We start from the raw sequence: 16535 nt of genomic DNA on the forward strand, positions 1-16535 counted from the left end.
CGGCTATTCGGCGGGTTCACTGCCGAGTGCGGCCAGACGCGCGCGCAGGGCAGGCACCTCGGACGCGCCACACTCCAAAGCAAACACGTAGGCGTGTGTCAGATAGAAAGCCTGCGCATCAACCACCGTATCCGCAGCCTCGGTATAGAGTGCGATCAGGGCGCGCGTGTCGCCCTGTGCATGTGCCTCTAGCAGCCGCGCGTCGAGCGCTGTTTGGGCGCTCATTCGGCGGCGTGGGGGGCGGCGCGGTGACGCTCAACCTGAGAGGCGACCCAATCGTGGAACACATGGGTCGGACCGTCCATCGCCGGTGAGAACTTTCCACCATCGAAGGCAGGACCGTGGCGGCCCCGCTGCATCCCCTCAACCACAAAGACGTCCTCCTTAAAGACCTCTTTCCACAGTTGTGTGTTCTTGGTGCGCGCGGCATCGGGCGTTTCGGGGGTGGTGTAGTACAGATGGATTTGCTCAACCGTTTTGTCCAAACCCTCGGGCGTAAGGACGATGGCAAATGTGTGGTCGCGGTGGACCCCAAGCAGGGTGTTGGGGAACAGCGCGATGTATTCTGCCGCCGTATCCCATTTGTCCGAGAGGTCCGCGAAATCGTCAAAAGCCGCGCCGTCTTCACCTGCCATCTGGCGATAGACCAGCGTGCCTTGACCCGCGTAGTGGCCGGGGGCTTCGATGTTGTAGTGATCTTCCAGCCGTGAGTAGCTGTTCAACCCGGGGTGGACCCAAGGCAGGTGGTAGCTTTCGCAGTAGTTCTCAACCGCGAGCTTCCAGTTGGTGGCCACGCTGAGGTTGAATTGGCTGTCTGCGCCGCCGTGATAGATCGGCTTGTCGAACTCAGCCCAGCGGGCGATGACATCGGCATGGTCGTCCTCAAATGCGGGGGCTGTTCCGTCGATGTTAACAAAGACGACGTCCATCCAAATATGGCTGCGGATTTCGATCAGCCCTAGGGTGGTGCGGTCAATCTCGGGGTGGGTGTTCTGGCCCGGACCGCCGACATGCGGGGTCGAGACCAGCTTGCCCGCCGTTGAATAACACCACGAATGGTAGGGGCAGCGGATGGCACCCTCAATCTTGCGCGGCTCATCCACGAGGATCATGCCCCGGTGGCGACAGGTGTTTTGAAACACGCGCACAACGCCGGACGTGTCGCGCAGAAGTAAAAGTGGTACACCAAGGAAGGTCAGAGGGCGTGCGTCGCCCGGCTCAGGCACTTGGGCTGCCACACCGATGGAGGACCAATTGGCAAAAAGAACGGCCTGTTTTTCCTCATCAAATACGCCTTGATCGACATAATGCGCATTGGGCAGGCCGTGGGCCTTGGCAAGGTCCTGACGGACAGCGGACAGATCAGTTAACGACATGGCAAGCCCTTCCTTTTGTGATCGCGAGATTCGCAAAAGAAAGGGCCGCAGGCTTGTTTCACCGCGACCCTTTTTCGTCGTTTTTCACCACGCTTTGAGGCGGGTCTTAGGCGCTGCCACGGCTCATGGCGGCGACACCTGTGCGCGCGATTTCTTGCAAGCCTAAGGGACGCATCAATTCGCAAAACGCGTCGATCTTGTCAGAGGCGCCAGTCATTTCAAACACAAAGCTTTCGAGCGTGCTGTCGACCACGTTGGCGCGGAAAATCTCTGCCAGACGCAACGCCTCAATCCGTTTGTCACCAGCGCCCGAAACCTTGATCAAGGCCAGCTCGCGCTCAACCGCAGGTCCCTCAACCGTAAGATCATGCACATCGCGCACAGGCACAATACGGCCAAGTTGGGCTTTGATCTGTTCGATCACTTGTGGCGTGCCGACCGTGACGACCGTGATCCGGCTCAGCGCATTGTCGTGATCAACCTCTGCCACCGTGAGGCTTTCGATGTTGTAGCCGCGGCCCGAAAACAGGCCAATCACGCGGGCCAGAACGCCCGCCTCATTTTCTACCAGAAGGGCAAGGGTGTGACGCTCTTGTACGTCGGAAAACGTGGGACGCAGGTTGTAGGCGGAATGGCTCGTGGAGCCTTTTTTGATGCGAAGTGCGGACATAGGAAATCTTTCTAGAATAACGTCGTGGGCGGGGGGCAGACGCGAACTTCACGCCTGACCCGAGGAGGGGGCTGGCCTAGACCAGCACCGAGCCTTTCGCATCGATCACGCCTTGTGTGTCGGCCTCACCCAGTAACATTTCGTTGTGGGCCTTGCCCGATGGGATCATCGGGAAGCAGTTTTCGTGCTTGGTCACGAGGCAATCAAAGATGACCGGGCCATCGTGTTTGATCATCTCCATGATAGCGTCGTCCAGATCATTCGGGTCCGAACAGATGATACCCTTCGCGCCAAACGCTTCCGCGAGTTTCACGAAATCGGGCAGGGCGTCGGACCAGCTGTGGGAATACCGCTCACCGTGCAGCAGCTCCTGCCACTGGCGCACCATGCCGAGACGTTCGTTGTTAAGGATGAACTGTTTGACGGGCAGGCGGTACTGCACGGCCGTGCCCATTTCCTGCATGTTCATCAGCCATGATGCCTCACCCGCAACGTTCACGACAAGCGCATCGGGGTGCGCGACCTGAATGCCGACCGACGCCGGGAAACCATAGCCCATTGTGCCCAGACCACCGGAGGTCATCCAGCGGTTCGGATCCTCAAAGCCAAGGTATTGCGCTGCCCACATCTGGTGCTGGCCCACCTCGGTTGAGATGTAGCGATCCATGCCTTTGGTCAGCTCCTCAAGACGCTGCACAGCGTATTGGGGTTTGATCACCGCGCCTTCTTGTTTGAACTTCAGGCACTCAACCTGTTTCCACTGTTCAATCTGTGCCCACCACTTTTGCAGACCTTCTTTGTTGGTCTTGCGGCCGCGTGATTTCCAGATGCGCAAGGCATCCTCAAGCACATGTGCGACGTCACCCAAGATCGGGACATCGGCTTTGACCACTTTGTTGATGGACGAAGGGTCGATATCGACGTGGATTTTCTTGGACTCCGGGGAGAACGCATCGAGGCGCCCGGTGATCCGGTCATCAAAGCGCGCGCCGATGTTGATCATCAGATCACAGCCATGCATCGCCATGTTGGCTTCATAGAGGCCGTGCATGCCCAGCATCCCGAGCCACGCCTCGCCCGAGGCAGGGTAACAGCCCAGCCCCATCAGCGTGGACGTGATGGGAAAGCCCGTCTCAGCCACAAACTCACGCAGCAATTGGCTGGCCGCAGGGCCGGAGTTGATGACACCACCACCGGTGTAGAACACGGGCCGCTCAGCGGTCTCCATCAAAGCGACCATCTGCTCAATCGCTTCTGGGTCGCCCTTGAGACGGGGTTGATAGTGGCCGATGTCGGCCTTGCCGGGGGCCTTGTAGGTGCCGGATGCGAACTGCACGTCCTTGGGGATGTCGACCAACACGGGGCCGGGGCGGCCATTGGTGCAGACGTGGAACGCCTCATGCAGTGTGTCGGCCAAGGCGTCGGTCTCTTTGACGAGCCAGTTGTGCTTGGTGCAGGGGCGGGTGATGCCCACAGTGTCGGCTTCTTGGAACGCGTCCGAGCCGATCATGAATGTCGGCACCTGACCGGAGAGAACGACAATCGGGATCGAGTCCATCAACGCGTCCGTCAATCCGGTCACGGCGTTGGTGGCCCCGGGGCCAGAGGTCACAAGGGCGACACCGGGCTTACCGGTTGAGCGCGCATACCCTTCGGCGGCGTGCACGGCGGCTTGCTCGTGGCGTACAAGAATGTGGCGAATGTCGTTTTGCTGAAAGATCTCGTCATAGATCGGCAGCACCGCGCCGCCGGGGTAGCCAAAAATCACCTCAACGCCCTGATCCTTCAAGGCCTTAACCACCATCTGTGCGCCCGTCATGTTCGCCATAGTCACATCTCTCTCTTGCTCTGCGCGGTCTCGCGGTTGCGGGCAATAAAAAACCCCCGAAGGTGACTTCGGGGGCGCCTGGGTACCGGAATGGTTGCTGATTGCTCAGCCCATGCGCCTTTTGCCTACAATTACGAGAAGCGTTGCCATTTCTCAGTGTCTCCAATTTCACGTGCTGAGACCGTAGACAAGGGCAAACCGCCGGTCAATACGCAATTTTTTGAATAAAATGTCCCTGATGCCACAATAAACTTGCCGAAAGTTTCTCAAATATCGGTGCTTCGAGAAATTAACATGATTTTGGTGGCTGATTTTGGGACCGAGCAGCGCCTAGGCGGTGGGTCCGATTGTTATCACGCAACGCCTCTTGCACCTTTGGGCAAAATACGGCCCGATGCAGCAAAACCAAAACGAGGGAGGCGTGCATGCCAGTTGCACCAAACGAATTGAAAGCCGCACTGCAGGGCGACGCATGTCAGGTAGGGCTGTGGCTCAACTTGGGAAGTGCGATCAGTGCGGAAGTCGCGGGTAACGCGGGCTATGACTGGTGCCTGATTGACGCCGAACACGGGCCTTACGACCTTGCGGCCATTCAGGCGCAGGTCATAGCGCTGGCCGGGACGGGGGCCGAGGCGGTCGTGCGGGTGCCTGCGGCAGAAGATTGGATGCTCAAACAGGTCCTCGACCTTGGCGTGCGGTCGGTCATGGTACCGATGGTCGAAAGCGCGGCTCAGGCCGAGGCGTTGGTGCGCGCGGTGCGCTACCCACCCCACGGCGTCCGTGGGTTTGGGGCGACTGTTGCCCGGGCCTCGGGCTTTGGTGCGGTGCCGGACTACGCACAAACCGCCGACGCGGAGATGTGTTTAATCGTCCAGGTCGAAAGCCGCGCGGCGCTGAACGCCTTGCCAGAGATTTGCGCCGTCGAGGGTGTGGACGTGGTGTTTATTGGCCCCACGGATTTGGCCGCCGACATGGGCTACATCGCGGATTTGAACAACCAATCGGTTCTGGACGCGATTGACCGCGCGATCGACACGATCGTTGAGGCGGGCAAGGTGCCGGGCATCATCTCGTTGGACCGGGATGTATGTGCGGCCTACCGGGACAAAGGTGTGCGGTTCCTCGGGGTCGGATCTGATGCCTGTTTGCTGGCCTCAGCGGTTCGGGCCACGCGGCACCTGCCATGAGGATTGAGATCTCCGCCCGGAGGATATGGGCGGAGCTGGAACCGAGCGTTGGTCACATGCCACGGTTGGTGATTGGCGGGGCCGATGTCTTGCATGCGGCCCCTTGGCAGCAAGCGCCGGAGGTTCAGGCCGACCGGGCCATCCCACCCGTGGATCGTCGTCTGGGGGGCACGTTTTTGACAGCCCCCTTTGGGATGGATGACGTCACTGATGGGCCACCCCACGGCGCGCCCGCAAACACCCGCTGGATCCTCAAACGCCAAACCGCGCAATCGCTGCATTGGCGTTTGGCGCAATCCATTAGCGGCGCGCGGATTGATGGCCATATCTGGGTGCGCGATGATGAGCCCGCGATTTATCAACGCCATGTTATCTCGGGCGGCGAGGGAGCCACCACGCTGGCACACCATCCGATGATCCACATGGCAGAGGGCGGTTTTGTTCGGTGCGCGCCCAAACGCGCGATCCTCACGGAGCCTTCGCCGCTGGAACCGGGGGCGCAATACTGGCGTTCCGGGCAACGGATCACGGGCTGGATGATTGACGGGCCTAGCGGCCCGGTGGACCTGCGGGAGTATCCGCACGACACGCCCTGCGAAGACTTTCTGACGATGGTTGAGCAAGCGCAAAGCGGCTTGGGCTGGACGGCCGTGCACCGCCACGCAGAGGATGATACGATCCTCTGCCTCAAACGCTGCGAAGAATTACCCGTCACTATGTTGTGGGTGTCGAATGGCGGGCGTGCCTACGCCCCGTGGAACGGAAGACATCGGGGCGTGTTGGGCGTTGAGGACGGATGCACTGCCGGTGGTGCGGGCTTTGCCGCGGCCTTGCGCGACAACCGTGTCTCTGACGAAGGTGTGCCATCGGCCCTGCCGCTCAGCGGGCAGCGCGTTATCCGGCACGCGATCCTGCGGCTGAACGGGGCGCGGCCCATCGCGCAAGTCGCCCTCGCACGCGGGTTACACATCACCTATGAAGACGGCGGCACACACGAGGTGCCGTTCGACGTGGAGGCGTTTGCATGAGACGGATTTTGGTGGACGCAGATGCCTGCCCGGTCAAGCCCGAGATATATAAGGTTGCGTATCGGACAAATGTGCCGGTTGTGCTGGTCTCTAACAGTTATTTGCGGCTGCCGGCCCATCCGTTGCTGTCGCAACTGGTGGTCAGCGATGGGTTTGATGCGGCCGACGACAAACTGGTTGAGATGTGCACCCCAAGGGACGTCGTCATCACCAGTGATATTCTGTTGGCCGAGCGTGTTTTGGGAAAAGAGGCTGCAGCACTTGATCCGAAGGGGTCAGAATTCACCTCAGCTTCAATCGGATCGGCGGTCGCGACGCGGGCTATCATGGCAGATGTGCGCGCAGGGCTAGAGGGAATGACAGCGGGAGGCTCGAAGCCGTTCTCTGACCGGGATCGCTCTGCGTTTTTGAACGCGCTGGATCGGGTCTTGGTCAGGTTGTCCCGATAGAAACAGGGGCGCGATCCCCCCGCAAGGGACCGCGACCCGAAAGTGTGATTAGCGTTTGCCGTAATACAGGCCGACGACATGCTCGGCCTCTGCAAAGAACAACCAGCGCGAGGCAAAAGTGCCTGTGAAGTAGAGTGCCACTGCGATCAACGCGCCGAGGTGCTTTACCTCACCCAACATCATGAAGCTGGGGATCAGTGCCGCGAACAACAACGCGATGATCCGCAGTTTGAACGCATGTTTACGGCCCACCACATACACCATCTCTTTGAGGAGGTAGTTGTCCCCGGTGTGTGGGGACTCGAACTGACGCACTGCGCCCTTAAGCCCAGTGGCCGTGTTCATATTGGTGCCTGCGTTGCGGAACGCTTTGTCGCCACCGTTCCAGTGCCACAACTGGATTAGCGCCGTCAGAAGGAACAAAAAGCCCGCATGCGCCACTGCGCCCGCCAACAGCGCACCACCCGTCAGCGCGTAGCTGAGGAACAGGGCCGGCGTGGCGAGGGGTTGGTGCCAGCGGGGCACGGCCTTGATCTGGGTGTAGATCATCGCCGTGGTGAAAACGGTGAACAAGCACAGTGCACCGGCGACATAGCCCAAGGGTGCCACGCGGATGTCAAAAAAGATGATTAGCGCTGCATAAAGCCCCATCAAGCTGAGGGCTGCAACGGCAGAAATACCCTCGCGAGAGAGCCACGATGTGCGCCATTGCGAAAAGCTGTAGATGGCGTTCTTGGGGTTCGCGAGGTGAAGCGTGGCAGACAAAAGCCCGCCCACCGCAAGCACAAAGCCCACGGCAAAGAACACAAACGCAGGCCAGCCTTGTGACGTGGCGCGCGCGCCAAAGCCCAACAGCGTCAAAAGGCCAAAGCCAGCGCCCGATAGGACTGAGAAAAAGATAACAGAAGGAGCAGGATGCATCAGAGTTTCTCCAAAGCGCGATCAAGCCAGCCAAGGAAGCCCTTGGGCTGTTCGGCCACGGGGGCCAGCAGGGGGCCAAGCACGTCGATATCGGTATCAAGCGTGTCTTTGGGCCGAGGCGGCAGGTATTTGTTGGTGGGTTTGGTGCCTTGCTCGGGCATCAGGTCGATGCCGCCACGTTCAGCTACCAGCTGGCTGACGTCGCTGTCGGGGTCGCCCAGATCGCCGAAATGGCGTGCTCCAGCCGGGCAGGTCCGCACACACGCAGGTTCGCGGTCTTCCTCGGGCAGGTTCTCGTTGTAGATCCGATCCACGCAGAGCGTGCATTTTTTCATGACACCGGCTGCTTGGTCCAGTTCACGCGCGCCGTAGGGGCAGGCCCATGCGCATAGACCACAGCCCATGCAGGCATCCTCGTTCACCAAAACGATACCGTCTTCTGTTCGTTTATAGCTGGCCCCGGTCGGGCAGACGGTGACGCAAGGCGCGTCCTCACAGTGGAGGCACGACTTGGGGAAGTGGACGGTTTGTGCTGTGCCCAAATCCGGCACGACCTCATAGCTGTGAACGCGGTTCAGGAATGTGCCCTCGGCTTGGCCATAAGGGTCCATGTCCGACAAAGGCGCGCCGTAGTTTTCTGTGTTCCACCCTTTGCAGGACACCACACAGGCGTGGCAGCCCACACATGTGTCGAGGTCGATCACAAGGCCGAGCTTGGTCTGGGTTGTTTCGGGCAGGGCGGTCATGACGTGGCTCCTGTCGGTGAGAGTGTGGTCTGGATTTGGCTCGTGGGTGCGCGTTTCTCAGCGTCCCATGTGGCGATGTACCAAATGAAACTGCCGAGCATGAACGCAACGAAAGCCGCGATAAGAAGAAGCGTGCGTTTGGGGGTCACGAGCCGACCTTCCATGCCTGCTTTGCGGGCGCTTTGGGCACCGGCGATTTCTGTGCCGGATAGTTGGGTTGGCTTTCCGCAGGGGCTGCGCATTTCTCGATCTTGACCTTCAAATCGAACCACGCGGCTTGGCCTGTGATCGGGTCGGAGTTCGCCCACCGCATCCCATCACCTTTGGGTGGGTGCAGTTCGTGGATCAAATGGTTCAGCAAGAAGCCCTTTTTGACCTCAGGCGCGTTCTCTTCCAGCGCCCAAGCACCCTTGCGCTTCCCAATCGCGTTCCATGTCCAGATCGTGTTTTCGTTCAACGCGGCCATGTGGGCGACGGGAACGGTGATCTCACCGTGGGGGGATGTGACGCGCGCCCAATCGCCCTCCGCAAAGCGTTGCGCTTCCCAGATTTTGGTCGGCACATAGAGCGGGTTGTGACCGTGGATTTGACGTAACCACGCGTTCTGAGAGCCCCAGCTGTGATACATGGCCATCGGCCGTTGCGTCAGGGCGTTGACCGTAAAGCCTTCGTGCTGATCCGTGCTGGGGTACCAGACAGGCAGCGGGTCCATACGGTCCTTGATGCGCTGGCGCAGGTGTTCGGGGGGCTGACGCTCTCCGTGACCTTCGGCGGCCAGCTGGAATTTGCGCATCGGCTCACACCAGAGGGTAAAGATGTAGGGCTGTGGCTTGTCGTAGAACGACATCTCGACCGCCCAGTCCTGATAGGCCTTGTTCCAAGGCTTATAGAATTGCGCGTCCTCGGGCACGTGCGCCAGATAGAACCCACCGTTGTCGATGTAATCCTGCATCTGGTTTGGGTTGACCTCACCACGGCCAGTCTTGGTGCCATCTTCACCACGGAACCCGATAAGGGGCCCGACACCGGGACGGCGTTGGTGGTTGACGATGTAATCTGCGTAATCTTCATACTTTGCGGTGCCATCGTCATTCACAAAGCCGGGCAGCTTCATTTTGGCGCCCAGTTGGATCAGCGCGGTTTGGAAGCCGCGCACATCGCGGTCCGGCTCAACAACCGGCCAGCGGATCGCATCCGCCGCGCCCTCAGCCTCACAGATCGGGCGATCGAGGGTTGAGATACAATCGTGCCGCTCAAGGTAGGTCGTATCGGGCAAGATCAGATCCGAGAAAGCCACCATTTCCGAGGAATACGCATCGGAATAGATGATATGCGGGATCACGTAGTCGCCATTTTCATCCTTGTCAGTCAGCATCTCCATGACGCCGCCGGTGTTCATGGACGAGTTCCACGACATGTTCGCCATATACATAAACAGCGTGTCGATTTTGTAGGGATCGCCCGCGTGCGCGTTGGAAATCACCATGTGCATCAACCCGTGGGCTGACATTGGGTTTTCCCATGTGAACGCCTTGTCGATACGCGCGGGGCTGCCATCGTCCTTGAGCGCGAGGTCATCGGGACCATGCACAAACCCAAGGTGTGGGCCGTCCAGCGGCGCGCCGGGCGTGACCTTGCAGTGGGGCTTGGGGTGCGCCGTAGCGGGCTTGGGGTAGGGTGGTTTGAACCGGAAGCCGCCGGGGACTTCGACCGTGCCAAGGATGATCTGGAGCATATGCAGCGCGCGGCAGGTTTGGAAGCCATTGGCGTGCGCCGAAATCCCGCGCATCGCATGGAAGCTGACAGGGCGGCCTTGCATGGTCTTATGCGTGCGGCCGCGGAAATCGGTCCACTCGATGGGCAGCTCAAACGCTTCATCAAACGCCACACGGGCGATTTCCGCCGCGATGGCGCGGATGCGGTTGGCCGAAATGCCGACAGTCTCAGCCACCGTTTCGGGGGCGTATTCTGTGCCGAGGTACCGCTCTGTCATGTGATGGAACACGGTGCGGTGGGTGACGCCGTCAACCTCCCACGTGCCGGCCAGATCGGGGTGTACGTCGGGGGCATCAAAACAGCGTGGCTTTTGTTGGTCGCGGCACCAAACCAGCTGATGGCCGTCATCGTCGCGCAGGGCCAATCCGAACTCGGGTGAGTTTTCATCGGCGTTGATCAGAACGGGCGCATCAGTCAAATCGCGCAGATATTTCAGGTCAATCTTGCCCGCAGACATCAGGCAGTGCACGAGGCTCAGGATAAACAGACCGTCGGTGCCGGGGGTGATGCCCACCCAATCGTCTGCAACAGCGTTGTAGCCCGAACGGATGGGGTTGACGCCAATCACTCGCGCGCCGCGTTTTTTCAACTTGCCCAGGCCCATCTTGATGGGGTTGCTGTCGTGATCCTCGGCCACGCCGAACAGCATGAACAGCTTGGTACGATCCCAATCGGGTTGACCAAATTCCCAGAACGCGCCGCCCATCGTATAGATGCCTGCGGCGGCCATGTTCACCGAACAAAAGCCACCGTGGGCGGCGTAGTTCGGTGTTCCAAAGCTTTGGGCCCACATGGAGGTAAAGCTTTGCGATTGGTCGCGGCCCGTAAAAAACGCGAGCTTGGATGGATCGTCCCGGCGGATCGGCTCCAGCCATGAGGCGGCCAGATCATAGGCTTCGTCCCAGCTGATTTCCTCAAACTCGCCCGAGCCGCGAGGGCCCACGCGTTTCAAGGGCGCGCGCAGGCGGGAGGGTGCGTTGTGCTGCATGATCCCAGCGGACCCTTTTGCGCACAGCACGCCTTTGTTCACAGGGTGGTCTCGGTTGCCCTCAATGTAGGCAACCTTGCCGTCCTTCATGTGAACGTTGATCCCGCAGCGACAGGCGCACATGTAACATGTGGTCTTGCGGATTTCGTCCGACACCTTTGGCGATGTCTCAAGTTTAGGTTGCTGGAATGTCATCTGGCGCCCTCCTTCAAAAGTCCGCGGCTCTCACGAGAGCAGATAGAAACCCGCAAGGCCAAGGCCCGCAGGGTATGGTTGGTATGTGGTCACTGGCGCGCACGCCGAAATGTCCTGCATATGATGTTTGTGATCGGTCATGACGCGTCGGCCTGCACAGCCGTGACGGCGATCATGTCGAGGATATCCTCGGTGCTACAGCCTCGGCTGAGGTCATTGGCGGGTGCGGCGAGGCCCTGCAAAATCGGGCCAATTGCGCTTGCGCCACCGATACGTTGCGCGATTTTGTAACCGATGTTTCCGGCGTTGATGTCGGGAAAAATGAACACATTGGCCTGTCCGGCAATCGCGCTGCCCGGTGCCTTGCTCGCGGCGACTTCGGGCACAAAGGCTGCATCGAATTGCAGCTCACCATCGACCGCGAGGCCCGCGGCCTTGGCGTGCTCAGTCGCCTCGGTCATTTTGGTGACGTTAGGGTGCTGAGCGGACCCTTTGGTCGAAAAGCTGAGCATCGCGACCTTTGGGTCAACGCCCAACAACTGCTGGGCAGAGGCGGCGGCTTGGACCGCGATCATCCCAAGCTCTTGGGCGGAGGGTTCAATCACCAACGCACAGTCGGAAAAAACAACGCCCTGTTCAGGGCGCGTTGGGTGGTAGTCTGGCATCACCATGACGAAAAAGCTCGACACCATGCCAGCGTTCGGGCCCTTGCCGATCATCTGAAGGGCTGCGCGCACCGTGTCAGAGGTGGTGTGTGTCGCCCCGCCGATAGTGCCATCCGCAAGACCCGCACGCACCATCAAGGCGGCAAAAACCAGCGGATCATTGATCGCGGCCTCGGCCTGCTCTTGGGTGGGGGATTTCTTGGCGCGCGCTTCGAGGAAGGCGGTGATGAGGGCCGCACGGTGCGGTGATGTGGCCGGGTCATGGACTGTCACCCCGTCGGGGGCTGCGGTGCCTGTTGGGGCAACGATCGAAATACGGGCAAGGCCTGCCTTGGTCGCTTGTGCGGCGGCCTCCAGCACGCGAGGGTCCGTGCCCTCAGATAGAACAATATGCTTTTGTAACTTTGCAGCGCGGGTCCGCAAAGCAATGAGGGGCGCCGGAATATCCGCCGCCCCCATTTTAGTGTCCGAGAGAACGCTCACTCGGCTGCCATGTCGGCGGCGGTCACACCGGCCACGCGCACTGGCTTTTTCATCGCGTCGCGGCGGAAGGGCTCACCCAGTTCTTGGTTGAGGATCACTTCGATCACCGTGGTGCGGTTGTTTTCCATTTGATCCTTGATCGCTTGGTTCAAGATGTCTGTCAGCTCATCCATGGATTTCGCTTGCACACCGATCAGACCACAGGCTTGTGCGATCCCGGCATAGGACACTTTCATGTCCAGCTCGGTGCCCACAAAGTTGTCGTCAAACCACAGAGTGGAGTTCCGCTTTTCCGCGCCCCACTGGTAGTTGCGGAAAACGATCTGTGTCACGGCGGGCCATTCGTCCCGACCGATGGCTGTGAGTTCATTCACCGCGATCCCAAAGGCACCGTCACCGGCGAAACCAACGACAGGCACGTTTGGCTGGCCGATTTTTGCGCCAACGATGGCAGGCAGGCCGTAGCCACAGGGGCCAAACAGACCGGGCGCAAGGTACTTACGACCCTCGTCAAAGTCAGGGTAAGCGTTGCCGATGGCGCAGTTGTTACCGATGTCCGAGCTGATGATCGCCTCGCGGGGCAGAGCCGCTTGGATCGCGCGCCATGCTTGACGGGGCGACATCCAATCGGGGCGCGCTTCGCGTGCACGCTCGTTCCAGCTGGTGCCGGGATCGTCTTGCTCGTGATCCAGCGACGACAGCTCTTGCTTCCACGCGGATTTGGTCTGCGCGATGTGCGCTTTGCGGTCGGCGCGGCCAGCGTCGCCTGCGTCGTCCGCAAGGTTGCCGAGGATGCCGTTGGCGATTTTCGCCGCATCACCCACGATGCCCACGGTGACCTTTTTGGTCAGACCGATGCGGTCAGGGTTGATGTCAACTTGGATGATTTTCGCGTCAGCGGGCCAGTACTCCATGCCGTAGCCGGGCAGGGTCGAGAACGGGTTCAAACGCGTGCCGAGGCACAGAACAACGTCGGCGTCCTTGATCAGCTGCATGCCAGCCTTGGAGCCGTTGTAGCCCAAAGGACCCGCGAACAAGGGGTGCGAGCCGGGGAAGGCATCGTTGTGCTGATAGCCGACGCAGACTGGCGCATCCAGTTTTTCAGCCAACGCCATGGAGGCCGCGATGCCGCCCTTGGACAAGACAACGCCCGCACCGTTCAGGATAACGGGGTTCTTGGCGTTCGACAGCAGGTCGGCGGCAGCCTTGACGGAATTCTCACCACCGGGGGAAGCTTCGAATTCGATCGGCTCAGGGATTTCGATGTCGACGACTTGGGTCCAGAAATCGCGTGGGATGTTGATCTGCGCAGGACCGGACAGACGCTTGGCCTTAGCAATCACGCGGGTCAGAACTTCGGCGACGCGGGATGGGTCACGGACTTCTTCTTGGTAGGCAACCATGTCTTCGAACAGTTTCATCTGCTCAACTTCTTGGAAGCCACCCTGACCGATGGTTTTGTTCGCCGCCTGTGGCGTGACCAGAAGCAGTGGCGTGTGGTTCCAGTAGGCGGTTTTGACGGCGGTCACAAAGTTGGTGATGCCGGGGCCGTTTTGCGCGATCATCATAGACATTTCGCCGGTGGCGCGGGTGTAGCCGTCTGCCATCATACCAGCGGAGCCTTCGTGGGCGCAGTCCCAGAAGGTGATCCCAGCTGTGGGGAAGATGTCGGAGATCGGCATCATAGCCGAGCCGATGATCCCGAAGGCATGCTGGATGCCGTGGGCTTGTAGTGTTTTGACGAAGGCTTCTTCGGTGGTCATCTGCATGATGAGGGCTCTCCATGAACTGAGGAGGCCAGCACACCGGCGCTTGCCCCCCATAAATCCCGTTATGGTTCGTGATTAGACGTGGTTTTGTCTAGGCGTTAGGGCCAAATCCGACATGCGGATAAGGCCAGAATTTTGGGCGAAGATAGGCATGTAGATCGATTGGGTGGGTAAATCATTGCTTTGACGTTATTTTTCTGGTTTTCGTCAACGTTTTCTTAAATCACCGTTCAACCTAAGATGAAATTTTTATGAGACTCTTGGTCTCAAAAATTAGCGCAAACGGAAATGAAAGCGACTCAATGATGTTCGCTTTCATTCCCGTGCAAGCGCTTACATTTTGGCGATTTCATCCAGAATTCTAACCCAGCTGCGTGTGCCCTTGTGAAAACTTTCGACGTCGTACTTTTCATTAGGGGAGTGCAACCCGTCATCCGCGCGTGAAAAGCCGACAAGCAGGCTTTGCAGATCGAGGATGTCTTGGAAGTAACCGGCAATTGGGATCGAGCCGCCTGCACCGACAAAAGCGGCCGGGTTTGGCCATTCTTCGCTTAACCCGCGGCGGGCGGCGTCAAAGACAGGGTGGTTGAGGTCCATGCTGGATGCAGGAGACGCCCCGTGGGATTTGAATTCCACTGTACAATCCGCTGGAAGTTGCGCCCGGACCCAGTCACGGAAAGCGATCCGAATGGCGTCTGGATCTTGGCCCGCGACCATGCGAAACGACACCTTGGCAGAGGCGATTGACGGTAGGACGGTTTTGAAGCCGTCACCAGTGTAGCCGGATGTCATGCCGTTAATCTCGGCGGTGGGGCGGGACCAGATCATTTGCAGAGGCGTGCGATCTTGCTCACCCGCTGGGATCGATAGGCCGACATCACCCAAGAACGCCGATGGATCAAAGCCAAGCGCATCCCACTGGGCCTGCACATCCTCGGGTACCTCAGGGATATTTTCATAAAACCCGGGGACTTGGACGGTGCCGTTATCATCATGGAGGTTGGATAGGATATCCACCAAAACGCGGGCCGGGTTCATCGCGATGCCGCCGTACATGCCGGAGTGTAGGTCTAGCTTAGGTCCAGTGATCGTCAGCTCTTCGCCCAACAATCCGCGCAACATGGTGATGATCGCAGGCGTGTCGTGGCCATAAAGCCCGGTGTCGCAAATCACCGCGATGTCAGCTTGGAGTTCCTCTGCGTGCGCTTTCATGAACGGCACAAGCGAGGGAGAGCCGGATTCCTCCTCTCCCTCAAACAGCACGGTCAACTTGCAGGGCAGTGTTCCGGTTTCGGCTTTGATCGCCCGCAGCGCCTCTAGGAAAGTCATCAACTGACCCTTGTCATCCGCCGCACCCCGGCCGCGAATGACTTGCCCTTTGGCGGTATCCTCAATCGCAGGGTCGAACGGGTCCCTGTGCCACAGGTCAATCGGATCAACAGGTTGCACGTCGTAGTGGCCATAAAATAGCAGGTGCGGGCCGGGGCCATCGCTATGCCCCACAACCATTGGGTGACCGGGTGTTGGATGGGCCTTGGCGGTGATGCCCAATTCCTCCAACACACCGACAAGGTGATCCGCTGCTGCCTGGCAATCTTTTGCAAAGGCGGGGTCGGTCGAGATCGACGGAATGCGCAAAAGCGTCATCAGTCGGTCCAGAGCGGGCTCAAGGTCGGCATCAACGCGGGCAAGCGTGGCATCTAGGGTCATAACAAGGCTCCGGGATTTTTTCTTAGAGTGCCAAGCGCGGGTAAGGGTGTCCAGACTGGAACGTTCGGAATTGGCGGGCTAGAACAGGTTTCAATCGATGGGGGAGTTTGCGATGCGCAAGATGATTGCATGGACCTTGGTAGGGGGGCTGACGTTGGGCGGTGCTATACCGGCCGCAGCGACTGACACGGTGCCCGGCGCCAAAGAGGCGTGGCGCATGTTGTTTGGCACCCGGACCTCGGTGGCAGAGGTCTCAACAACGATCCCGCTATCGCAAAGCGACCGGGACATCGTGCAAAGTATTGGTCCCACACAACAATACTATGGGGCGATCGCATATTCGCCCGACGAAGGCCTTCTGTCAGAAGCCACCGTTGCGGCGGCCAACCATCACAGCGTTGAGATCGCGCGAGCGCTGGCCTTGGCCGACTGTAATGGCAAACGCCGCGAAGGAACTGCGGCCTGTGCTGTCGCGGCTGATATCTTGCCCAAACGGTACCGGGCAGGGCGCGCGTTGCAGTTGAGCATGGGCGCCACCGCAGGGTTTGACGCCGAATATCGCAAGGCCAAAGGGTCCAGATCTTTCGCGATCTCGGCGCAAAGCGGGCTTTGGGGGTGGGGACCTGACGATACGGCTGCGTTGCAAGCATGTAACGCGCAGGATTGCAAAGTTGTGGTGCGGGACTAGATCGCGCCAAAGAACGCAATGCGCGACCTTTTGTAACCTCGTTGCAGGCCGGGCAT

Annotated in this window: 15 protein-coding genes; 4 read left to right on the forward strand and 11 right to left on the reverse strand. The window is 59.5% G+C overall.

From position 1 onward, the window contains the following. Window positions 1-3 precede the first annotated feature (3 nt). The 4 genes from THS5294_RS01305 to THS5294_RS01320 form a co-directional block, all read right to left on the reverse strand. The gene (locus THS5294_RS01305; RefSeq protein WP_058122308.1) at window positions 4-225 is read right to left on the reverse strand and encodes a hypothetical protein; all 222 of its coding nucleotides are present in this window, start codon (window positions 223-225) and stop codon (window positions 4-6) included. Then, window positions 222-1376, reverse strand: coding sequence for an aromatic ring-hydroxylating oxygenase subunit alpha (locus tag THS5294_RS01310; RefSeq protein WP_058122309.1), 1155 nt, complete (start codon window positions 1374-1376; stop codon window positions 222-224). Before THS5294_RS01310 ends, THS5294_RS01305 begins: the two co-directional genes overlap by 4 nt. A 106-nt stretch (window positions 1377-1482) precedes the next feature. After that, complete coding sequence (gene ilvN / locus THS5294_RS01315) at window positions 1483-2046, reverse strand: acetolactate synthase small subunit (RefSeq protein ID WP_038003253.1); 564 nt, start codon at window positions 2044-2046, stop codon at window positions 1483-1485. A 76-nt stretch (window positions 2047-2122) separates the two neighbouring features. After that, complete coding sequence (locus THS5294_RS01320) at window positions 2123-3976, reverse strand: acetolactate synthase 3 large subunit (protein ID WP_370736562.1); 1854 nt, start codon at window positions 3974-3976, stop codon at window positions 2123-2125. A gap of 323 nt (window positions 3977-4299) precedes the next feature. On the opposite strand from THS5294_RS01320, the gene THS5294_RS01325 reads away from it, so the two are divergent. Genes THS5294_RS01325 through THS5294_RS01335 form a run of 3 tightly spaced genes read left to right on the forward strand, consistent with a single transcriptional unit; the run spans window position 4300 to window position 6538 of the window. After that, on the forward strand, window positions 4300-5061 hold the full coding sequence (locus tag THS5294_RS01325; protein WP_058122310.1) for an HpcH/HpaI aldolase family protein: 762 nt from the start codon (window positions 4300-4302) through the stop codon (window positions 5059-5061). Then, a complete protein-coding gene (locus THS5294_RS01330) occupies window positions 5058-6089 on the forward strand; it encodes a hypothetical protein (RefSeq protein WP_072936712.1) in 1032 nt (343 codons plus the stop codon). Before THS5294_RS01325 ends, THS5294_RS01330 begins: the two co-directional genes overlap by 4 nt. Further along, window positions 6086-6538, forward strand: a complete 453-nt coding sequence (locus THS5294_RS01335) for a YaiI/YqxD family protein (RefSeq protein WP_058122312.1) — start codon at window positions 6086-6088, stop codon at window positions 6536-6538. The genes THS5294_RS01330 and THS5294_RS01335 overlap by 4 nt, the downstream gene beginning before the upstream one ends. 48 nt (window positions 6539-6586) lie before the next feature. On the opposite strand, the gene THS5294_RS01340 is transcribed toward THS5294_RS01335, so the two are convergent. From THS5294_RS01340 to THS5294_RS01365, 7 genes are all read right to left on the reverse strand, one after another. Next, window positions 6587-7459, reverse strand: a complete 873-nt coding sequence (locus THS5294_RS01340; protein ID WP_058122313.1) for a dimethyl sulfoxide reductase anchor subunit family protein — start codon at window positions 7457-7459, stop codon at window positions 6587-6589. Beyond that, on the reverse strand, window positions 7459-8205 hold the full coding sequence (locus THS5294_RS01345; RefSeq protein WP_058122314.1) for a 4Fe-4S dicluster domain-containing protein: 747 nt from the start codon (window positions 8203-8205) through the stop codon (window positions 7459-7461). Before THS5294_RS01345 ends, THS5294_RS01340 begins: the two co-directional genes overlap by 1 nt. Continuing rightward, window positions 8202-8354: a hypothetical protein gene (locus THS5294_RS18425; protein WP_199484377.1), complete on the reverse strand. Its 153-nt coding sequence runs from the start codon at window positions 8352-8354 to the stop codon at window positions 8202-8204. The genes THS5294_RS01345 and THS5294_RS18425 overlap by 4 nt, the downstream gene beginning before the upstream one ends. Then, a complete protein-coding gene (locus THS5294_RS01350) occupies window positions 8351-11164 on the reverse strand; it encodes a molybdopterin oxidoreductase family protein (RefSeq protein WP_058122315.1) in 2814 nt (937 codons plus the stop codon). Before THS5294_RS01350 ends, THS5294_RS18425 begins: the two co-directional genes overlap by 4 nt. A gap of 137 nt (window positions 11165-11301) precedes the next feature. Further along, window positions 11302-12312 (reverse strand): phosphate acetyltransferase, encoded by a 1011-nt coding sequence (gene pta / locus THS5294_RS01355; RefSeq protein ID WP_233486382.1) that lies wholly within the window; start codon window positions 12310-12312, stop codon window positions 11302-11304. Further along, the gene (xsc, locus tag THS5294_RS01360; protein ID WP_038003233.1) at window positions 12309-14081 is read right to left on the reverse strand and encodes a sulfoacetaldehyde acetyltransferase; all 1773 of its coding nucleotides are present in this window, start codon (window positions 14079-14081) and stop codon (window positions 12309-12311) included. Before xsc ends, pta begins: the two co-directional genes overlap by 4 nt. 333 nt (window positions 14082-14414) lie before the next feature. Further along, window positions 14415-15791 (reverse strand): M20/M25/M40 family metallo-hydrolase, encoded by a 1377-nt coding sequence (locus THS5294_RS01365; RefSeq protein ID WP_058122317.1) that lies wholly within the window; start codon window positions 15789-15791, stop codon window positions 14415-14417. 112 nt (window positions 15792-15903) lie between these two features. Between THS5294_RS01365 and THS5294_RS01370 the strand changes: the two genes are divergently transcribed. Beyond that, window positions 15904-16479, forward strand: coding sequence for a hypothetical protein (locus THS5294_RS01370; protein WP_083571850.1), 576 nt, complete (start codon window positions 15904-15906; stop codon window positions 16477-16479). Window positions 16480-16535 lie beyond the last annotated feature (56 nt).

Origin of the sequence: Thalassobacter stenotrophicus (genome assembly GCF_001458315.1) — a bacterium.
In the GTDB taxonomy this organism is placed as follows: Bacteria; Pseudomonadota; Alphaproteobacteria; order Rhodobacterales; family Rhodobacteraceae; genus Thalassobacter; species Thalassobacter stenotrophicus.

Bases quoted from the DNA above. Each gene is read 5' to 3' on its own strand.
- THS5294_RS01370 (WP_083571850.1), top strand. From the start codon at position 15,904: ATGCGCAAGATGATTGCATGGACCTTGGTAGGGGGGCTGACGTTGGGC.
- xsc (WP_038003233.1), bottom strand. From the start codon at position 14,081: ATGCAGATGACCACCGAAGAAGCCTTCGTCAAAACACTACAAGCCCAC.
- THS5294_RS01310 (WP_058122309.1), bottom strand. From the start codon at position 1,376: ATGTCGTTAACTGATCTGTCCGCTGTCCGTCAGGACCTTGCCAAGGCC.
- THS5294_RS01335 (WP_058122312.1), top strand. From the start codon at position 6,086: ATGAGACGGATTTTGGTGGACGCAGATGCCTGCCCGGTCAAGCCCGAG.
- THS5294_RS01365 (WP_058122317.1), bottom strand. From the start codon at position 15,791: ATGACCCTAGATGCCACGCTTGCCCGCGTTGATGCCGACCTTGAGCCC.
- THS5294_RS01340 (WP_058122313.1), bottom strand. From the start codon at position 7,459: ATGCATCCTGCTCCTTCTGTTATCTTTTTCTCAGTCCTATCGGGCGCT.
- THS5294_RS01305 (WP_058122308.1), bottom strand. From the start codon at position 225: ATGAGCGCCCAAACAGCGCTCGACGCGCGGCTGCTAGAGGCACATGCA.
- THS5294_RS01350 (WP_058122315.1), bottom strand. From the start codon at position 11,164: ATGACATTCCAGCAACCTAAACTTGAGACATCGCCAAAGGTGTCGGAC.
- THS5294_RS01325 (WP_058122310.1), top strand. From the start codon at position 4,300: ATGCCAGTTGCACCAAACGAATTGAAAGCCGCACTGCAGGGCGACGCA.
- THS5294_RS01330 (WP_072936712.1), top strand. From the start codon at position 5,058: ATGAGGATTGAGATCTCCGCCCGGAGGATATGGGCGGAGCTGGAACCG.
- THS5294_RS01345 (WP_058122314.1), bottom strand. From the start codon at position 8,205: ATGACCGCCCTGCCCGAAACAACCCAGACCAAGCTCGGCCTTGTGATC.
- ilvN (WP_038003253.1), bottom strand. From the start codon at position 2,046: ATGTCCGCACTTCGCATCAAAAAAGGCTCCACGAGCCATTCCGCCTAC.